Below are 16051 nucleotides of genomic sequence, written 5' to 3' on the forward strand. Positions count from 1 at the left end.
GCCTGCTCCCGCTCACCGTCCTGCGACGGGCCAGCCCGCCACGAACCAGCCCGGACGATCTTCCTCGTCGGGGCCTCGGGTCGTGCTCGCCGACGACGCGGAGCTGTTCCGGACGGCTCTCGCCGATCTGCTGGAACGCGACGGATGCGTGATCGTCGGCCAGGCCGCGGACGCGGACGGACTGCTCGACGCGGTCGAACGACACCGCCCCGACCTCGCGGTCGTCGACATCAGGATGCCGCCCGGCCACCATCTGGAGGGCCTGCGCGCGGCCGTCAGGCTGCGTCGGCGGCACCCCGGGACGGGAGTGCTGCTGCTGTCCCAGCATCTTGAGGTCACGCATCTCGACGAGTTGGTCGGGCAGTCCGCCCGCGGCGTCGGCTACCTGCTCAAGGACCGGGTCACCGGGCCCGATTTCCTCAGCGCGATCCGCCGGGTGGCCTCCGACGGCTGCGCGTTCGACCCGGAGGTGGTCCCGCTGCTCGCCGGCCAGCGGGGCGGGGCGCGGCGCGGCGAGCTGGCCGCGCTCAGCACGCGGGAGCGGGAGGTCCTCGCGCTGATGGCGCAGGGCCGGTCGAACGGCGCGATCGCCACCGAGCTCCAGCTCACGACGCGGACCGTGGAGACACACGTACGCAACGTGTTCCTGCGGCTCTCACTGCCTGACGAGGCGGAGCACAACCGCCGCGTCCTGGCCGTGCTCGCCTATCTGCGTTCGGCCCCGCGCGCCCGCGCCCGCGCCACGACGAGCGCGAGCGCCTCCGCGGACAGCGTCGACTTGGGGAGGAAGCCGGCGGCGGACGACTGGTCGACCGCGTCTCCGTAGTGCTCGGCGTCGCGTACCGAGCAGAACACAACCGTGGCACCGGGAACGGTGTCCCGCAGCTCGCGGCAGACGGCGAAACCGTCCAGGTCGGGCAGGGCGACGTCGAGCAGCACGACGTCGGGGCTCGCCGCGGGTGCCGCGGCCAACGCCTCGGCCCCTGTCGCGGCGTCGCCGACGACCTCGTAGCCACCGCTTTCCAGCAACGCGCGGGCCACCGCCCGGAACGGTGCGCTGTCGTCGACGATGAAGACACGCCCCACCGCCACCCGGTCCACGGCTCGGACGTTAGCACCGCCGCACGCGCCCGGAACTCCGTGCCAGCACTGGGCTGTACCGGTCAAAGAAGCCAGTGGTGGCACAGATGTGCCGGTTTCCGGCCCGCCGGACACTCGTTTCCGTGAAGGCCTTGCGCACCGGCACCGCCGACCCGTTCACCCGCGGGTGACGCCGCCACGCCCGCCGCTGTGGCGGCACCCGGCCCTGGCGCCCGTATACGCGGCGGCGCTGGCGATCGGCTGTGTCGCCCTGGCGAGCCTCGTGGTGGCACCGCACGCCTCGGCCGGTGACGATCCACCGGGTCCGCCGACGGCCCCACCGACGGCCACCGCGCCCGTGGCCTCGCCCACCACCAGGGCCGCCGCCAAGCCCGTGACCACCGCGCCGGGGAAGGTGCCCGTGACCGCGGTGGTAACGGTGACGGAGGCGCGCGCCGGGCTCCGGCTCAGTCACCTGGCCGTGCAGATCCGTGAAGGCGCGGTCGTACTGGCCGACGAACGGGCCGACGACCAGGGACAGTGGTCATCCGAGATCACCGCCGGCAGACGCGAGGTCTGCGTCATGTCGGCAGACGCCCCGGTGCGGCTGGCCGGGACGAAGCCCGCGTCCGCGTGCCGGCAGGAGCAGGTCCCGGGCACCCGACCCATCGAGCTGAAGATCGAACCGGCACGGGTGATCGCGCGGGTCACGGGGGGTGGCACCAAGGTCCCCTCCGACAGCTCCGTCACGATTCGCTACGCACAGGACGGCTATTCGGAGGATGGCGCGCTCGATCAGTCCGGGTCGTTCATCCCGAAGCAGCTGCCGCCTGACGCGCGGGTCTGCCTGAGGCTGGTGGACGGCTGGCGGTTCGCCGGCGCCGCGGCACCCGGCGGCGAGCAGTGCCAGGCGATCACCAATCCGGTCGCCGACGTGACGTTCTCGGTGGAGCCGTCATGACGCCGGCCGCCTCATCAGCCCCATCAGGCCCCATGGGAAAGGTGGTGGCCTGGTGACCGCGAAGGCGACGCGGAACTCCCTCGTCCTGCTCCTGGTCGCCGCCGGCGGCGCGTCGCTGGCCGGTTGGGGGCTGCTGTTCCGCGACCGCCCGGGAACCACCACCGCCATGGTGGTGGCCGGCTCCTTCGCCGTGGGTGTGCTGACGTCGGCGCTGCTGGTCCTGCCGCCCGGGTCGGCGCGACGACCGGCCGGGGCGCGGGATGCACGGCTGGGCGAAGGGCCCCGTCGGCCACATCCCGACCAGGCGCCCGGGCGCACCGGGAGCGCGGGCGCACATCGACCGCATCCCGCGGACCGATCCCATCCCACCGACCGGCAACAGCCCACAGCCGACGACCAGTGGGCGCCACCGCGTGGCGGCGGGAAACGTGAGGCGCCGGCCCAGGCCCAGACACCGGCCCAGGCCCAGGCCGTCCTGCTGCCGGTCGAGCGTCCCGGTACCGAGACGACCCGCAGCGGCCAGTGGTGGACCCAGACCGCAACGCCACCGGGCGGGCCCGCGAGCGGCGCCCGGGAACCCGCCGGGAACAGGACCACCCCGGGTACCGAACCGGTCCGACCGGCTCCCCGTGAGATCGCCGAGCTGCGCGAGGCGGCCAGGGTCGTCCAGTGCCCGCGCTGCGGCGCGTTCCGTGTCGACGCCCGGTACGCCGCTACCGGGTTCGCCTTCCGCTGCCGGGTCGACGGGCACAGCTGGTCCTGGCAGCCCGGGACCGCCTGGCCGGTGACCGTCGTGACGAGCCGCCGTCGGAACGGAAACCCATGAATCCCGGACCGCGCTGACGAGAACGGACAGAGCGAGCATGTACGAGCAGACCTTCTCCCGTGCCAACCCGGGTTGCATCGTGTTCCTGCTGGACCGGTCCGACTCGATGAAACAGCCGTGGCAGTCCAGTGGGGGAACCCTCGCCGAGGGCGCCGCCCGCGCGGTGAACAAGATCCTCCTCGATCTGTGCGTGAAGTCGGCGAAGGAGGTGGGCGGCCGGGCCCGGCACTACTTCGACGTCGGCGTCTTCGGCTACGGCGCCTGCCCGGTGACGGGCGGTGAGGGCGTCGAGCCCGCGCTGATCGGCCCGGTGGACGGTCAGCCGATCGTCCCGATCTCGCACGTCTTCGAGAACCCGCTGCGGATCGAGTCGACGCCGCCGCCATCCGGGCCCGGCGCCGTGGCGACGGTGGACCCGGTCGCGGGCTCACGGCTGCCGGTCTGGGTCGAGCCCGTCCACGGCTACCGCACCCCGATGTGCCAGGCGATCGCCAGCGCCGGCGAGCACGTCTTCGAGTGGGCGGCGAGCCATCCCGACTCCTTCCCGCCGATCATCATCAACATCACCGACGGGATGGTCACCGACAGCCCGTTCGACGGCGTCGGCCTGACTGACTGGGCCTCCCGGCTCACCTCGATCGAGACCCACGACGGCCCCGCGCTGCTGTTCAACATCTTCCTGTCGCCGGCGCTCGCGCCCGAGGTGCTGTTCCCGGTCTCCGCGGCCGGGCTGCCCGAGCCGGGCCCCGAGCTGTTCGCGATCTCGAGCACGCTGCCGGCGTCGATGGTCGCGAACGCCCGCGGTGCCCGGATGGAGATCACCGACGGTGCCCGCGGGTTCGTGTTCAACGCGGGCCTCGCGACGCTCGTGTGGTTCCTGGAGATCGGCACCCGGGTCGCCGACCTGCGGGACCGGTGAGGGCGCACCGATGATCGTCGCCCGCTCGGTCTGCTTCGCGCTGGAGAAGCTGGGGAGCACACCCCAGGAATGGGAGGACGCCGCGGCCTGCCACGACGGCGATCCGGCGGTCGGCGTCGCGCCCCGCTACGCGGTCGCGGACGGCGCCACCGAGGCCTACGACGCGATCCGCTGGGTGGACCACCTGGTCACCTCGTTCGTCGCCGGCGCCGGACCGGACCTCACCTCCGAGGGCCTGCGGGCCTGGTTCGAGTACGTCCAACAGCTGTGGGTGGCCGAGTCACCGGCCCGGTTCGCGACGGTGATCGAGGAGCACAAGTTCCGCAGCGAGGGGTCGTTCGCGACGTTCCTCGGCTGCCGTCTCACCGGCCTGGACGGACCACAGGCCCGCTGGGAGGCGGCGGCGCTCGGTGACACGGTGCTGTTCCACATCCGGGGCGGCCGGCTGCTGACCCACTTCCCTCACCTCGACGTCGACGGGTTCGGCCTGTCCCCCGACGGGGTCAGTACCCGTCCGGAGGCGCTCGGCCCGATGCTGCGCGGCCTGGCCCTCGCCCACGGCGAGCTCCGGGTCGGCGACGTCCTGTTCATCGCCACGGACGCACTGGCCCACTGGCTGCTGACCGAGACGGGCGCGGGCAGCACCAGCCGACACGGCAGCGGCACACACAGCACCGGCACACACAGCACCGGCACACACAGCACCGGCGCACACGGCACCGGCAGGCACGCCACCGGCGGCCGGGGCACCGGCCGGAAACGGGACGGGCTGTGGGCCGACCTCACCGGTATCGACCACGACGCGACCTTCGCCGCGATCGTCGCCGACCAACGCGCCGCGGGACGGATGCGCAACGACGACGTCACCCTGCTGCGGGTGCAGCTCGTGGCGGCCGAGCCCGACGCGCTGGTGGTGTGCCTGTGACCAGCGCTCGCCAGCCGGCTGTCCGCCACCCGTCGGCGGAGGACTACATCCGCGCGGTTCAGCGGCCGGACCTCGTGTTCGACCATCCCGAGCTGACCGGGGCCCGTTTCGACGTCCATCCGCTGCTGGGCATTCCCGTTCCGGCGTCGGGCAGCACCGCGGTCGTGTTCCGCGCGACGATCGGCGGCGCCACGCACGCGCTGCGGTTCTTCACCCGCGAGGACGCGTCCACCCAGCAGCGTTACACCGCGATCGACGACTGGTTCACCGAACGCGGCCTCGGCCCGGACGTCGCCGCCTGCCGGTGGGTGGACGACGCGATCCTGGTGAACGGGCGCCGCTGGCCGATGGTCCAGATGGACTGGGTGGACGGCCACACCCTCGACCGGCATGTGGAGGAGCTCGTCGAGGCCGACGACCGCGCGGCGCTGCGGACGCTGGCCGACTCGTGGCGGGATCTGCTGCGCCGGCTCCAGGCCGCCCAGTTCGCGCACGGCGACCTGCAGCACGGCAACGTGCTCGTCGACACCGCCGGGCGGCTGCGCCTCGTCGACTTCGACAGCTCGTGGATCGCCCCGTTCACGGGCTCGCCGCCGCCCACGGAAGGCGGGCACCGCAACTACCAGCCCGAGAACCGGCCGTGGGGGCCGTGGATGGACACGTTCCCCGGTCTTGTGATCTACCTGTCGCTGCTGGCGCTCGCCCAGGAACCGGACCAGTGGGAGCGGTTCAACGACGGCGAGAACCTGCTCCTGGGCCGCCGCGACTTCCAGCCGCCGCACCAGACCGAGGCCTGGTCCTGGCTGGCCGAGCTGCGCGACCCGCAGATCGACCAGCTCGCGGCCAGGCTGCGATCCTGCTGCGCGGCAGGCTGGACGGCAACCGGCGACCTCGAGGATCTGATCACGGGCTCGGTGCCCTGGTGGACGCGCACCAGCAGCCGCGTCGTACCCACCGCGCCGGCCGAGCCCGCGGCGACCGCGACCAGCTCCACACCCGACCCGGCGACACCGCCGGCCGGGCCGGTGCCCACACCGTCCAGGCCCACCGCCAGACCGTCCAGGCCAGCCGCCAACGCGTCCCGGTCAGCCACCAAGCCAACCGGGCCAGCTACCAGACCAACCGGGCCGAGTGCCAAGCCATCCGGACCAGCTGCCAAGCCGTCCGGACCGGCGAGGACATCGACGGGGCAGCGCCGCCGCCGGGGTACGCAGACAGGTACCCGGCCGGCGGAGGCAACCGCCTGGTGGCAGCAGTCATCCGGCTCCGAGGGAGCGGCCGCGGCCGGACCGGGCCGGGGCTCGGCACCAGCTCCTTCCACACCGGTGCGGCCGACGCCCGCGCACCCGATGCCGACAAACCCGGCGCCGGCTGCGGCGGCTGGCCGCGGGCGGGTGCGGCGCAACCTGAGCGCCGTTGCCGTGGCGGTGCTTACCTGGCTGGCCGCCACCATCGCGATCACCCTCGCGATCGTCCAGGGTGAGGACGCGCGGCCGGCGATCGCGAACGTCAGCGCACTGATTGCTCTCCTGCCGGCGGTCCTCGTCGGCGTCCTCTGGGCACGGTGGCGACGACGCCGCCGTAAGCAGCCCGGGAACCCGCGATAGCGACGTCCGAGCACGGGCGAGACCTCGCACGGCGACCACCGGAGAAGGCGGTATGACAGAGCGGATGTTCGGCCCCTACCGCATCGAGGCCCGACTGGGCCGCGGCGGTATGGGCGAGGTCTACCGGGCGTACGACACCGCCCAGCAACGTCTGGTGGCACTCAAGCTCCTGCTCCCGAGCCTGGCCGAAGATCCGCACTACATCGAGCGGTTTCGCCGGGAATCCGCGACGGTGGCCCAGCTGCGTGAGCCGCATGTGATCCCGATCCACCGTTACGGCGAGATCGACGGCCAGCTGTACATCGACATGCGTCTCGTCGAGGGCGCCGACCTGGGCACGGTGCTGCGGGCCGGTCCGCTCGACCTGCGGACGGCCGGCAACGTCATCGAGCAGATCGCCGCCGCGCTGGACGCCGCACACGCCGACGGCCTGATCCACCGCGACGTGAAGCCGTCCAATGTGCTCTGCGCGGGCCGGGGGCGGCCGACCGACTTCGTCTACCTCGTCGACTTCGGCATCGCCCGTTCGGTCCACGGCACCGACCTCACGACGGTCGGGGCCGCGATCGGCTCGATCGACTACATGGCACCCGAGCGCTTCGGCACCGGGCCCGTCGACCACCGGGTGGACGTCTACTCCCTGGCCTGCCTGCTGTTCCAGTGCCTCACCAGGCGCCGGCCGTTCGCCTCCGCCGAACGGCTGGCGGTGGTACGAGCACATCTGGAGGAGCCGCCGCCGATCCTGTCCGCGGTGCGGCCGGACGCTCCGGCGGCACTCGACGCCGTCATCGCGCGCGGCATGGCGAAGGATCCTGCGGAGCGGTATCCGTCCACTGCCGCCTTCGCGGCGGCGGCCCAGGCCGCCATCATCGGCGCCGCCCCGAGCACCCCGAGCAGTCCAAGCAGTCCAAGGGCTCCGAGCAGTCCAAACGCCCCCAGCAGATCAGGTACCCCGAGCGCGGCCGGAACCCCGGCGGCGCCAGCGGCTTCGAACCCGCCGCCTGCCAGCCCCGCGCCGCGGGCCAAGTGGTGGGCGCAGACCCCCGGCGCTCCCGCGGCGGCATCGCCCGTATCGCAGCCCAGCCCGCCGCAGCCACAGCAGCCACCACCACAGCAAGCACCGTCACAGCAGCCACCGTCACAGCAGCCACAGCAGGCGGCCCAGCCGTCAACACAACCGATGCGGCCGCCGTCCCAGCCAGCGGCGCCGGCGGCAGCGGCACAACCATCACCGCCGGCACCGGCGTCATCCCCCGCGCCCGCCGGCAAGTGGTGGCAGGCGGCGAGCGCCCCGCCCACCCCCGTGCAAGCACCGGCACCGCCGTCCACAACCCCACCGCCCATCGCGGCGCCACCGCCGTCCACAACCCCACCGCCGTCCACAACCCCACCGCCGTCCGCAGCGCCACCGCCATCCACAACCCCACCGCCGTCCGCAGCGCCACCGGAATCCGCGCAGGCTTCGGCTTCGCCCACCGCGGCGCCCGGCGTTCCCGGGCCGCCGACCGGATCCGCCGCCGCCGCGGTGTTCGGAGCCGGGCGCTACCGAGCGGCCCAGCCCCCGCCCACCGCCCGGCTCGGTGCCGGCCAGCCCACCGTCACCGCTCTGCCAGGCGGCGGCCAGCAGACGCCAGCCGCTCGACCGGGCAGCAGCCAGGCAGGCGGCGGCCAGGCGACGACGACCATCGGGCCGGGTGCCGCCCGCCCCACCCCGAGTTCCCGACCTGGCGGCGGCCGGTCGTCCGGGAGTCCGTCCGCCGGTTCGGTGGCTGGAGGGCAGTGGTGGGAGCACCGAGCCACGGCGCTGCATCCGATGACCACCGCTTCCGTCGTCATCGGCCGCGCGCCCGAATGCGACGTGGTGCTCGGCGACCCGCTGGTGTCACGCCGGCATGCGGAACTGCGCCGAACCGGCACCGAATGGAAGATCGTCGACCTCGGCAGCTGGAACGGGACCTTCGTCAACGGTCGCCGGATCGGGCAGCAGGCCCCGCTCGCCGCCGGGGACATCGTCGGCATCGGCCACGCCCTGCTGCACCTGCAGAACGGCACGCTTGTCGAGTACGTCGACGAAGGCGACATCTCGTTCGAGGCTGACGGGCTGACCGTCACCCGCTCCGGGCGGCGGCTGCTCGACGATGTCGGTTTCGCGCTGCCGCAGCGCAGCCTGCTGGCGGTGGTCGGGCCGAGCGGCGCCGGAAAGTCGACACTGCTCGGTGCGCTGACCGGGCAGCGGCCCGCCGACTCCGGCGAGGTCCGCTACGCCGGCCGTGATCTCTACGCCTCCTATGACGAGCTGCGCCAGCGCATCGGGCTCGTCCCGCAGGACGACATCCTGCACCCGCAGCTGACCGTCCGCCGGGCCCTGCGGTACGCGGCCGAACTGCGGTTCCCCGCGGACACAGGTTCCGCGGAGCGCCGCGCGCGCGTCGACGAGGTGATCGACGAGCTGGGGCTGACCGACCATGCCGAGCAGCGGATCAGCACGCTCTCCGGCGGGCAGCGCAAGCGCACCAGCGTGGCGCTGGAGCTGCTCACCCGCCCGTCGCTGCTCTTCCTCGACGAGCCGACGTCCGGGCTGGATCCCGGCATGGACAAGTCCGTCATGCAGACCCTGCGCACGCTGGCCGACGACGGCCGCACGGTGGTCGTCGTCACCCATTCGCCGGCGCAGCTCGACCTGTGCGACCGGCTGCTGGTGCTCGCCTCGGGCGGCCGGCTGGCCTATTTCGGCCCGCCCGACGAGGCGCTCGAATACTTCGGTCAGCAGGACTTCGCCGACATGTTCCTGCTGCTCGACCGCTCGCGGGACGTCGACTGGACGGCCCGTTTCCAGGCCTCGCCCCAGTACGCGAAGTACGGCGCACCGCGCGGCACGGCGCCTTCCGCGGCGCCGCAGCCAGGCGGCCCCGCCGGCCCGGCCAGCCCGGCCCGGGTCGCGCCGGATGCGCCGCCGCGCCAGCAGCCGGCCGTGCGCCAGTTCGCCGTGCTTGCTCGCCGCTATCTGGCGGTGATCGCGGCCGATCGGGCCTACGCGGTGTTCCTGCTGGCACTGCCGTTGGTCCTGAGCCTGTTCGCCCAGCTGCTGCCGGGCGGGCACGGGCTGTCCTGGCACCATCGGCAGACCGGCGCCGACCGTGAAAGCGACATCTCGCCGCTGATGCTCGTGCTCATCCTCGGCTGCGCGTTCACCGGGTTCGCCGGCGCGTTCCGCGAGCTGGTCAAGGAACGGTCGGTCTTCAACCGGGAACAGGCGATCGGGCTCTCCCGCGGTGCCTATCTCTGGTCGAAACTGGCCGTGCTCGGCGCGATCAGCGGCCTGCAGGCGGTGATCCTCGCCGTGGCCGGCCTGGCCGGCAAGCCGCTGCCGGACGCCCCACCGGCACTCGGCGGTGGCCTGACCGAGGTCGTCATCGCCATGGTCGCGGTCGCGCTGGCGGCGATGGCGCAGGGCCTGCTGGTCTCCGCGGTGATCGGTAACGCCGACCGGGGCATGCCGATCCTGGTGGTCGTGCTGCTGCTGCAGCTGCTGCTGTGCGGACTGATCATCCCGTTGGACCATCGGCCGCCGCTGGAACAGCTCGCCTACCTCATGCCGGCCCGGTGGGGCTTCGCGATGCTCGCGGCGACGACCGGCTACCGGCAGACCCCGTCCGACCCTGATATCGACGCGCTGTGGACGTCCGACGCCGGTACCTGGGCACTCGACCTCGCCGCCCTCCTGCTGCTCACCGCCGCCGTCGCGGCGACGATCTGGCCCGTGCTGCGCCGCGGGTCGGCACCGCCGCGGCGCCGGGGATCGGCACCACGGCGGCGACTCGGGCGGCGACTCGGGCGGCGATGAGCCCACTCTGCCGGCCGAGCCGTTCGCCGAACCCGCGGCGGCATGTTCGGACGCGTGACGGCGGAGCCACCAACGGGCCGTGGGCGCCATGGAGCACCGACGACATCCAAGCTAGTGTGGATGTCGTGAGCGTGGCCTACGAGGAAGTCCCGTTCAGCGAGCTGCTCCACCACCCGGCGGCGACCGCCAGGCGGCTGGACGAGGTGCGGGCCCTGCGGTTGCGCCGCCGCGGCGCGACGGATCTCGCCCTGATGCGCGTCGACCAGATGGAGCGGGACTCCGTCGTGGTGGACTTCGCGACCAGCATGCTCGCCGGCCTGATCCGCACCGGGAACACCGCCGCGCTGCGGCAGGCGCTGCCCGACGCGCTGCCCTGGACGATCTTCCTGCCGCCCGAGGACGTCGACACCTTCTTCACCGAGCTGATCGAGACAGCACGCGGCGCGATGGCGCTGAACACGCTGGCTCCCATCGCCGCCCTGCTGGGTCAGTGGCGGCACAGCGCCGAGATCCACGCCGACCCGGACCTGTATACGATGTTGACCCGCGAGCCCGACGGCGACCTCGGGCCCGCCCCACGCCCGTCCGGTACATCCGGTGCGTCCGGTGCGTCCGGCCCGACCGGTTCGACCGGCGCCTCCGGAGCACGTGGGGGCTGACACCGGGAAACGCCGAAGCGTTGCTGAAAAAGGCTGGATGAGCCCGAAGCGAGGAGAGCGCGCCGCCCCACCGCCCAGCGGGGGTGAGTACGACATCCGTTTCGCATCCAACAATGCCGCCGAGGGCTGGGAGCAGCTCGCCGGGCAGGCGCCGAACAACCTGCGCAGGGCCTTCGACGCCATCAGGTCCAGGCCGCGCTCCCGGGACGCGCCGGACCGCCAGCACCGCCTGAAAGGATCCCTCGGCACCGCGGTCTTCAAGGGCCAGCCGCTCGAACGCTGGCAGTACGAGGTGACCACCGGCGGACGAATCTGGTATCTCGTCGACGACGCGAGCCGCACGGTCTGGGTGATCCACGCCGGAACAGGCCACCCCAAAGCCACGGACTGAAGCACGGACTGAGGCGCAGAACCACCGGCCTCGGGTTCAGCGCTCCGTCATGCCTGCCGACACCGGGTCCGCGGCTCGGCGGCCCTCGCCGGGCCCCGAATCCGAGGTGACCGGGGCGGTGGAGGCGTCGACGGGATGCTCGCCGGTTTCGCTGAAGGCGCGCGAACGTTCCTCGGCCTCGGCGCTGCCGGTGAACAGGCGGGCGTCGGCGAGCAGCTCGGGCTGCTCCTTCTCCAGCTTCACCCGGTCCGGGGACGGGGTGCGGTCGATCTCGACCCTGGTGCGCGGCAGTGCCGGCACATGGTTGCGGCGCAGCCAGCCCACCAGCGCCTCGCGAACGTGGCAGCGCAGGTCGAAGGTCGTCGGCCCGTCCTTTCCGCTGACCAGAACCCGGATCCGCACCTGGTCGCCGACCGCGTCGGTGACCTGCAGGACGCTGACCCGACCGTCCCACAGCTCGGTGTTCTCCACGATGCGGTGCATCTCGGCCCGCATGTCGGTGACGGGCACCGACCAGTCCAGATCGAACTCGACCGCGCCGAGGACGGCGGATTCCTTGCGGGTCCAGTTCTGGAACGGGTTCGTCGTGAAATAGGTCGACGGGAGAATCATCCGGCGGTCATCCCAGATGTGCACGACCACATAGGTGAGCGTGATCTCCTCGATGCGCCCCCACTCGTCCTCGACGACGACCACGTCGTCGACCCGGATCGCGTCGGTGAACGCGAGCTGCAGGCCGGCGAAGACGTTCGCGAGCGAGGTCTGCGCCGCCAGGCCGGCGATGATGCCGACGACGCCGGCGGAGGCCACGATGCTCGCCCCGGCGACGCGGACGCTGGGGAACGTCATCAACATCGACGCGGTCGCGATGACCGCGATGACCAGCACGGTGATCCGCCGCAGCAGGGTCACCTGGGTCCGGATCCGGCGGGCATGGCGGTTGTCGGCGATGTCCATCCGGTAGCGGGCCAGCGCCAGATCCTCGACGACGAAGGCGAGCACGCCGATGATCCAGGCCACGGCGGCGATCAGGGCGAGGCCGAGCACACGCACCGTCGGCGGCGTCCACGGCTGCTCCGCCGCCGCGTTCGCGGCCGTGAGCAGGGCGATGAGGACGAACGCGAAGCGGGTGGGCCGGCGTCCGCGTTCGGCGAGGTCGTGGACGATCTGCGAGTGCCGGCCGATCCGGCGCAGGCCCTGGTGCAGTAGCAGGGCTGCCAGGTAGCCGACGACGCCAGCCCCAACCATGATCACCAGCACGGCCAGGCCGGAGTCCAGAGTGTCGAGGTCGGCGAACGCAGGCGCGGATCCATGGATCACAGGCAATACTCCTTGCGATGCGGGCTTTTCCAGGCCACGCCCCGGTATGCCCGCCTCCGCCCGGGTAACGCCCGGTTGTGGCGAACGCCCGGTTGCGGCGAACGCCCGCACCGCCCGGGCGACCCCCGCACACCCGGCCGGGAGACCTCAGACCACCAGCGAATCCGCACCCGGCACGTCCACGCCCACGCCCACGCCCACGCCCGGGGATTGCGCCGGACGGTCCGCCCGCCGGTGTTCCTGGGGGCTGACCCCGCGAACCCGCTTGAACGCGGCGCTCAGCGCGAACGCACTGCCGTACCCGACCTGCCGGGCCACCGCGGCCACCGTCGCATCGGTCGTGCGCAACAGGTCGGCGGCCACGTCGAGCCGCCAGTTCGTCAGATAGGTCATCGGCCCCTCGCCGACCAGCGCGTTGAACCTGCGGGCCAGTGCCGCCCGCGACACCCCGACCCTGGCGGCCAGGGCGGCGACCGTCCACGGAAACGCCGGTTCGGCGTGCAGCAGGCGGATCGCCGGCCCGACCACCGGATCATGCTGGGCCCGGTACCAGCCGACGTCCGGCGCGTCGGCGCTGGAAAGCCAGTGGCGCAACACGCTCACCAGCAACAGGTCGAGCAGCCGGTCGAGGATGAGCTCCTGCCCCGGCTCATCCCGGGCGACCTCCCGCCCGAGCAGTTCGACGAAGGGTGCGTCGGCGGGTGTGGTGGTGCGGGTCAGCACCGGTGGCAGCAGCCTGAGCAGGCGGCGGTGCACATCACCGTCCAGCTGGTATGTCCCGCTGAGCATGACCGTCGCGTTCGGGCCGGCCTCGCCCCAGGTCCGCACGCCCAGCCGCATCGCGTCGGCCAGGTCGTCGCCCTGCGGTGTGCTGCAGCGCTGGCCGGGATGGATGACGACCCGCACGTCCCGCCCCGGCTCGTCGGCCATCGTGTAGCAGTCGGGGCCGCGCAGGATCGCCGCGTCACCCGGCTCCAGCCGCACCGGCGCACCGTCGTCGGGCAGGAGCCAGGCGTGGCCACGGATCAGTGCAACCAGGGTCAACGGCGCCCGGTCCTCGATCCGCAGCGACCACGGCGGGCTCAGGATCGACCGGAGCACGAACGCCCCGCGGGCCCTGGGCTGGTCCAGCAGCTCGGCGAGTGCGTCCACACCTGCGATCGTAGATGCTTTCGTATGAATTCGAGCCGTCCACGCATTGCTCCACGGGGACCGAGATCAATAGCGTGGACGGAAAGGGACGGCGAACAGAATCGCGGGCAGACCGGCAGGCCGGCAGACCGGGCAAACAGATGACCGGCGGACGAGAGAACAGGGCGCGGCGCCGCCCTGGCAGGGGGAAAAATGTCCGAAGCGGCACTGATTGCGGCCGTGGTGACCACCGGATTGATGTCCGGGATCTTTCTCGGATTCTCGACGGCGGTGATGCCCGCGCTGGCCCGGGTTGATGACCGGGCATTCGTCGACGTCATGCGGGCTGTCAACGCCGCCATCCAGAACGGCGTCTTTGCCCTGGTCCTCCTCGGCGCCCTGGCCAGTACCGGCGTCGCGACCTGGCGGTATGCCGGCCACGACGACGTTCTTCCGTGGGTCGCGGCCGGCTTCGCCGGCTATCTGGTCACCCTGGCCATCACCTTCCGGGCCAACATCCCGCTGAACAACAGGCTCGATCGGACGGGGCCGGCCGAGGACGAGGACGTCCAAGATCTCCGCGCGGGCTTCGAACGCTCCTGGGTCCGCTGGCACCACCTCCGGACCCTTGCCTGTGTGTTCGCGTTCGGCTGCCTCTGCGCCGCCCTGCTCACCGCGGCCTGACCACGTCTGACCAGGTCAGGGGCACAAACCCGATCCGGCTCGCACCGGCCGGCGCCAGGTGGGTCAGTCCGGCGGCGACGGCCCGCCCCGGCCGTGCAGCACCAGGGCCCGGGTGAGGAAGGCCAGGGCCGCGGTGCAGGTCAGCGTGCGCAGGATGTTGACGGCGACCCAGGTGCTCTCGAAGTCGCCCCGCACGGCGGCGAGATCCCTGATGGTGCCCGGATCGCCGGCGGCGGCAAGCTCCTCGTTCAGCGGCACCTCGACGGCCATGGTCAGCAGCAGCGTCAGGCAGTAGCAGGCGAGTGCCGCCACGGTCCACGTCACGACCGCACGCCGGCGGAGCCGGAACTGCAGCACCGCCGCGGCGGCGGGGGCCAGCAACGCCCCGGCGAGGACCAGGCCGAAGGCGGGGTTCTCGATGGCCGTGTTGATGTTCTGCATCGCCGTCACGAAGGTGTGGTCGTCCGAGGCCGCGAGCCCCGGCATCACCGAGATGTCGAAGCCCCAGAACAGGCCGGCCATCAGCCCCGTCAGAACGGCGGACACCCCGAGCGCGGCGCCGGCCGTGCGGCCGCGCCCTGATATCCCGGGCGGCACCGGAGCAGGCGACAGCGGCGCCGGAGAAGGAGGCGGAAAGGAATGGCCGGGTGCGACGGACATCGGCGTTCCCCCCTCAGAGCGACCGGTCCCAGGCTCCGGACGCCGCCGTGTTCCGGGCGTAGTCAGCGAAGTCCCGGGGCTCCCGGCCCAGCACGCGGCGCACGCCGTCGGTCAGGCTCGCGTTGCGTCCGTCGAGGATCCTGGCGAACAGTTCGAGCAGGTCGAGCGGCAGGCCGTACTCCGTCAGCACCGCGGCGTACTGCTCGCTGGTCTGCGGCACGTACCGGATCTCCCGGCCCAGCGCCTGGCCGAGCTCCTTGGCGACATCGTGGAAGGTGAGCAGCCGCGGCCCGGTCACCTCGTACACCTCGCCGGCGTGGCCGTCGCCGGTCAGCGCGGCGACGGCCACCTCGGCGATGTCGTCGGCGTCGACGAAGGGCTCCGCGGCGTCGCCCGCCGGCAGCGCGATCTCACCGGCCCGCACCGAGTCCAGCAGGAAGTCCTCGTGGAAGTTCTGGTTGAACCAGGACGCCCGGATGACGGTCACCTCGGCTCCGGACGCCCGCACGGCCTGCTCACCGGCCAGCGCACCTTCCTCCCCGCGCCCCGAGAGCAGGACCAGCCGGTTCACTCCAAGGTTCACCGCGAGCCTGGCGAACGCGCCGACGGTCTCGGCGGCGCCGCGGAACCCCAGGTCGGGGACGAAGCAGAGGTAGGCCGCGCGGGCCCCCTGCAGCGCGGGGTGCCAGGTGCTCTGGTCCTCCCAGTCGAACCGGATCGGCGTGCTGCGGGAGACCGCACGCACCGGCTCGCCGGCGGCGGTCAGCCGCGCGGCGACCCGGCGGCCGGTCTTCCCCGAGGCGACGGTCACGAGGACGGGCTTGGCGGGGTTGCTCTGCGTGTGAATGGTCACGACGTTCAGTCAAGTCCGCGGTGCCGGGACGGACCATAGCCGAACGGCTCAACCACATGTCCGCCCGTCCAGGGCAGGCCGGCGGACCGGCAGAGCGGCGGACCGGCGGACCGGCGGACCGGCCGGCCGCGGTCAGCGCCGGCCGGCCCCCGCACACGAAACGGCCGCCGTCCTGCGGCAGGACGCGCCCG

At 72.7% G+C, this 16051-nt stretch carries 14 protein-coding genes and 1 pseudogene; 10 read left to right on the plus strand and 5 right to left on the minus strand.

What is annotated here, in order from left to right:
* Window positions 1-82 precede the first annotated feature (82 nt).
* Window positions 83-826 (plus strand): response regulator transcription factor, encoded by a 744-nt coding sequence (locus ACG83_RS42660; protein ID WP_054568137.1) that lies wholly within the window; start codon window positions 83-85, stop codon window positions 824-826.
* Between the two features lie 2 nt (window positions 827-828).
* On the opposite strand, the pseudogene ACG83_RS48030 reads toward ACG83_RS42660, so the two are convergent.
* Window positions 829-1215: pseudogene (locus ACG83_RS48030) on the minus strand (response regulator transcription factor); the annotation flags it as partial.
* Between the two features lie 52 nt (window positions 1216-1267).
* Here ACG83_RS48030 and ACG83_RS22025 point away from each other — a divergent pair.
* The 8 genes from ACG83_RS22025 (at window position 1268) to ACG83_RS22060 (ending at window position 11212) form a co-directional block, all read left to right on the plus strand.
* Window positions 1268-2041, plus strand: coding sequence for a hypothetical protein (locus ACG83_RS22025; protein ID WP_054568138.1), 774 nt, complete (start codon window positions 1268-1270; stop codon window positions 2039-2041).
* 52 nt (window positions 2042-2093) lie between these two features.
* Window positions 2094-2867 (plus strand): hypothetical protein, encoded by a 774-nt coding sequence (locus ACG83_RS22030; RefSeq protein ID WP_054568139.1) that lies wholly within the window; start codon window positions 2094-2096, stop codon window positions 2865-2867.
* 37 nt (window positions 2868-2904) lie between these two features.
* Window positions 2905-3786 (plus strand): vWA domain-containing protein, encoded by an 882-nt coding sequence (locus tag ACG83_RS22035; protein WP_054568140.1) that lies wholly within the window; start codon window positions 2905-2907, stop codon window positions 3784-3786.
* A gap of 10 nt (window positions 3787-3796) precedes the next feature.
* Window positions 3797-4711, plus strand: coding sequence for a hypothetical protein (locus tag ACG83_RS22040; protein ID WP_054568141.1), 915 nt, complete (start codon window positions 3797-3799; stop codon window positions 4709-4711).
* Window positions 4708-6318: a phosphotransferase gene (locus ACG83_RS47760; RefSeq protein WP_054568142.1), complete on the plus strand. Its 1611-nt coding sequence runs from the start codon at window positions 4708-4710 to the stop codon at window positions 6316-6318. The genes ACG83_RS22040 and ACG83_RS47760 overlap by 4 nt, the downstream gene beginning before the upstream one ends.
* A gap of 52 nt (window positions 6319-6370) precedes the next feature.
* Window positions 6371-10162, plus strand: coding sequence for an ATP-binding cassette domain-containing protein (locus ACG83_RS22050; protein ID WP_054568143.1), 3792 nt, complete (start codon window positions 6371-6373; stop codon window positions 10160-10162).
* Window positions 10163-10287: 125 nt separating this feature from the next.
* The gene (locus tag ACG83_RS22055) at window positions 10288-10821 is read left to right on the plus strand and encodes a hypothetical protein (RefSeq protein ID WP_235498088.1); all 534 of its coding nucleotides are present in this window, start codon (window positions 10288-10290) and stop codon (window positions 10819-10821) included.
* A 37-nt stretch (window positions 10822-10858) separates the two neighbouring features.
* Window positions 10859-11212 carry a hypothetical protein gene (locus tag ACG83_RS22060; protein WP_054568145.1) on the plus strand — a complete coding sequence of 118 codons (354 nt, stop codon included), beginning with the start codon at window positions 10859-10861 and terminating at the stop codon, window positions 11210-11212.
* 36 nt (window positions 11213-11248) lie between these two features.
* Here the strand turns inward: ACG83_RS22060 and ACG83_RS22065 are convergent, their stop codons facing one another.
* On the minus strand, window positions 11249-12532 hold the full coding sequence (locus ACG83_RS22065; protein WP_054568146.1) for a mechanosensitive ion channel family protein: 1284 nt from the start codon (window positions 12530-12532) through the stop codon (window positions 11249-11251).
* 147 nt (window positions 12533-12679) lie between these two features.
* Entirely contained in the window at window positions 12680-13684 is a 1005-nt protein-coding gene (locus ACG83_RS22070; RefSeq protein WP_063793170.1) for an AraC family transcriptional regulator, read from the minus strand.
* A gap of 192 nt (window positions 13685-13876) precedes the next feature.
* Between ACG83_RS22070 and ACG83_RS22075 the strand changes: the two genes are divergently transcribed.
* Window positions 13877-14347, plus strand: a complete 471-nt coding sequence (locus ACG83_RS22075; protein WP_054568147.1) for a DUF1772 domain-containing protein — start codon at window positions 13877-13879, stop codon at window positions 14345-14347.
* A gap of 63 nt (window positions 14348-14410) precedes the next feature.
* Here the strand turns inward: ACG83_RS22075 and ACG83_RS22080 are convergent, their stop codons facing one another.
* The gene (locus ACG83_RS22080; protein WP_083473451.1) at window positions 14411-15007 is read right to left on the minus strand and encodes a DUF1772 domain-containing protein; all 597 of its coding nucleotides are present in this window, start codon (window positions 15005-15007) and stop codon (window positions 14411-14413) included.
* Between the two features lie 13 nt (window positions 15008-15020).
* Window positions 15021-15854, minus strand: coding sequence for a sugar nucleotide-binding protein (locus ACG83_RS22085; protein WP_198955692.1), 834 nt, complete (start codon window positions 15852-15854; stop codon window positions 15021-15023).
* Between the last annotated feature and the right edge of the window lie 197 nt (window positions 15855-16051).

Origin of the sequence: Frankia sp. R43 (assembly GCF_001306465.1) — a bacterium.
GTDB lineage: Bacteria > Actinomycetota > Actinomycetes > Frankiales > Frankiaceae > Parafrankia > Parafrankia irregularis.

Bases quoted from the DNA above. Each gene is read 5' to 3' on its own strand.
- ACG83_RS22050 (WP_054568143.1), top strand. From the start codon at position 6,371: ATGACAGAGCGGATGTTCGGCCCCTACCGCATCGAGGCCCGACTGGGC.
- ACG83_RS22035 (WP_054568140.1), top strand. From the start codon at position 2,905: ATGTACGAGCAGACCTTCTCCCGTGCCAACCCGGGTTGCATCGTGTTC.
- ACG83_RS22040 (WP_054568141.1), top strand. From the start codon at position 3,797: ATGATCGTCGCCCGCTCGGTCTGCTTCGCGCTGGAGAAGCTGGGGAGC.
- ACG83_RS22075 (WP_054568147.1), top strand. From the start codon at position 13,877: ATGTCCGAAGCGGCACTGATTGCGGCCGTGGTGACCACCGGATTGATG.
- ACG83_RS22060 (WP_054568145.1), top strand. From the start codon at position 10,859: ATGAGCCCGAAGCGAGGAGAGCGCGCCGCCCCACCGCCCAGCGGGGGT.
- ACG83_RS22080 (WP_083473451.1), bottom strand. From the start codon at position 15,007: ATGTCCGTCGCACCCGGCCATTCCTTTCCGCCTCCTTCTCCGGCGCCG.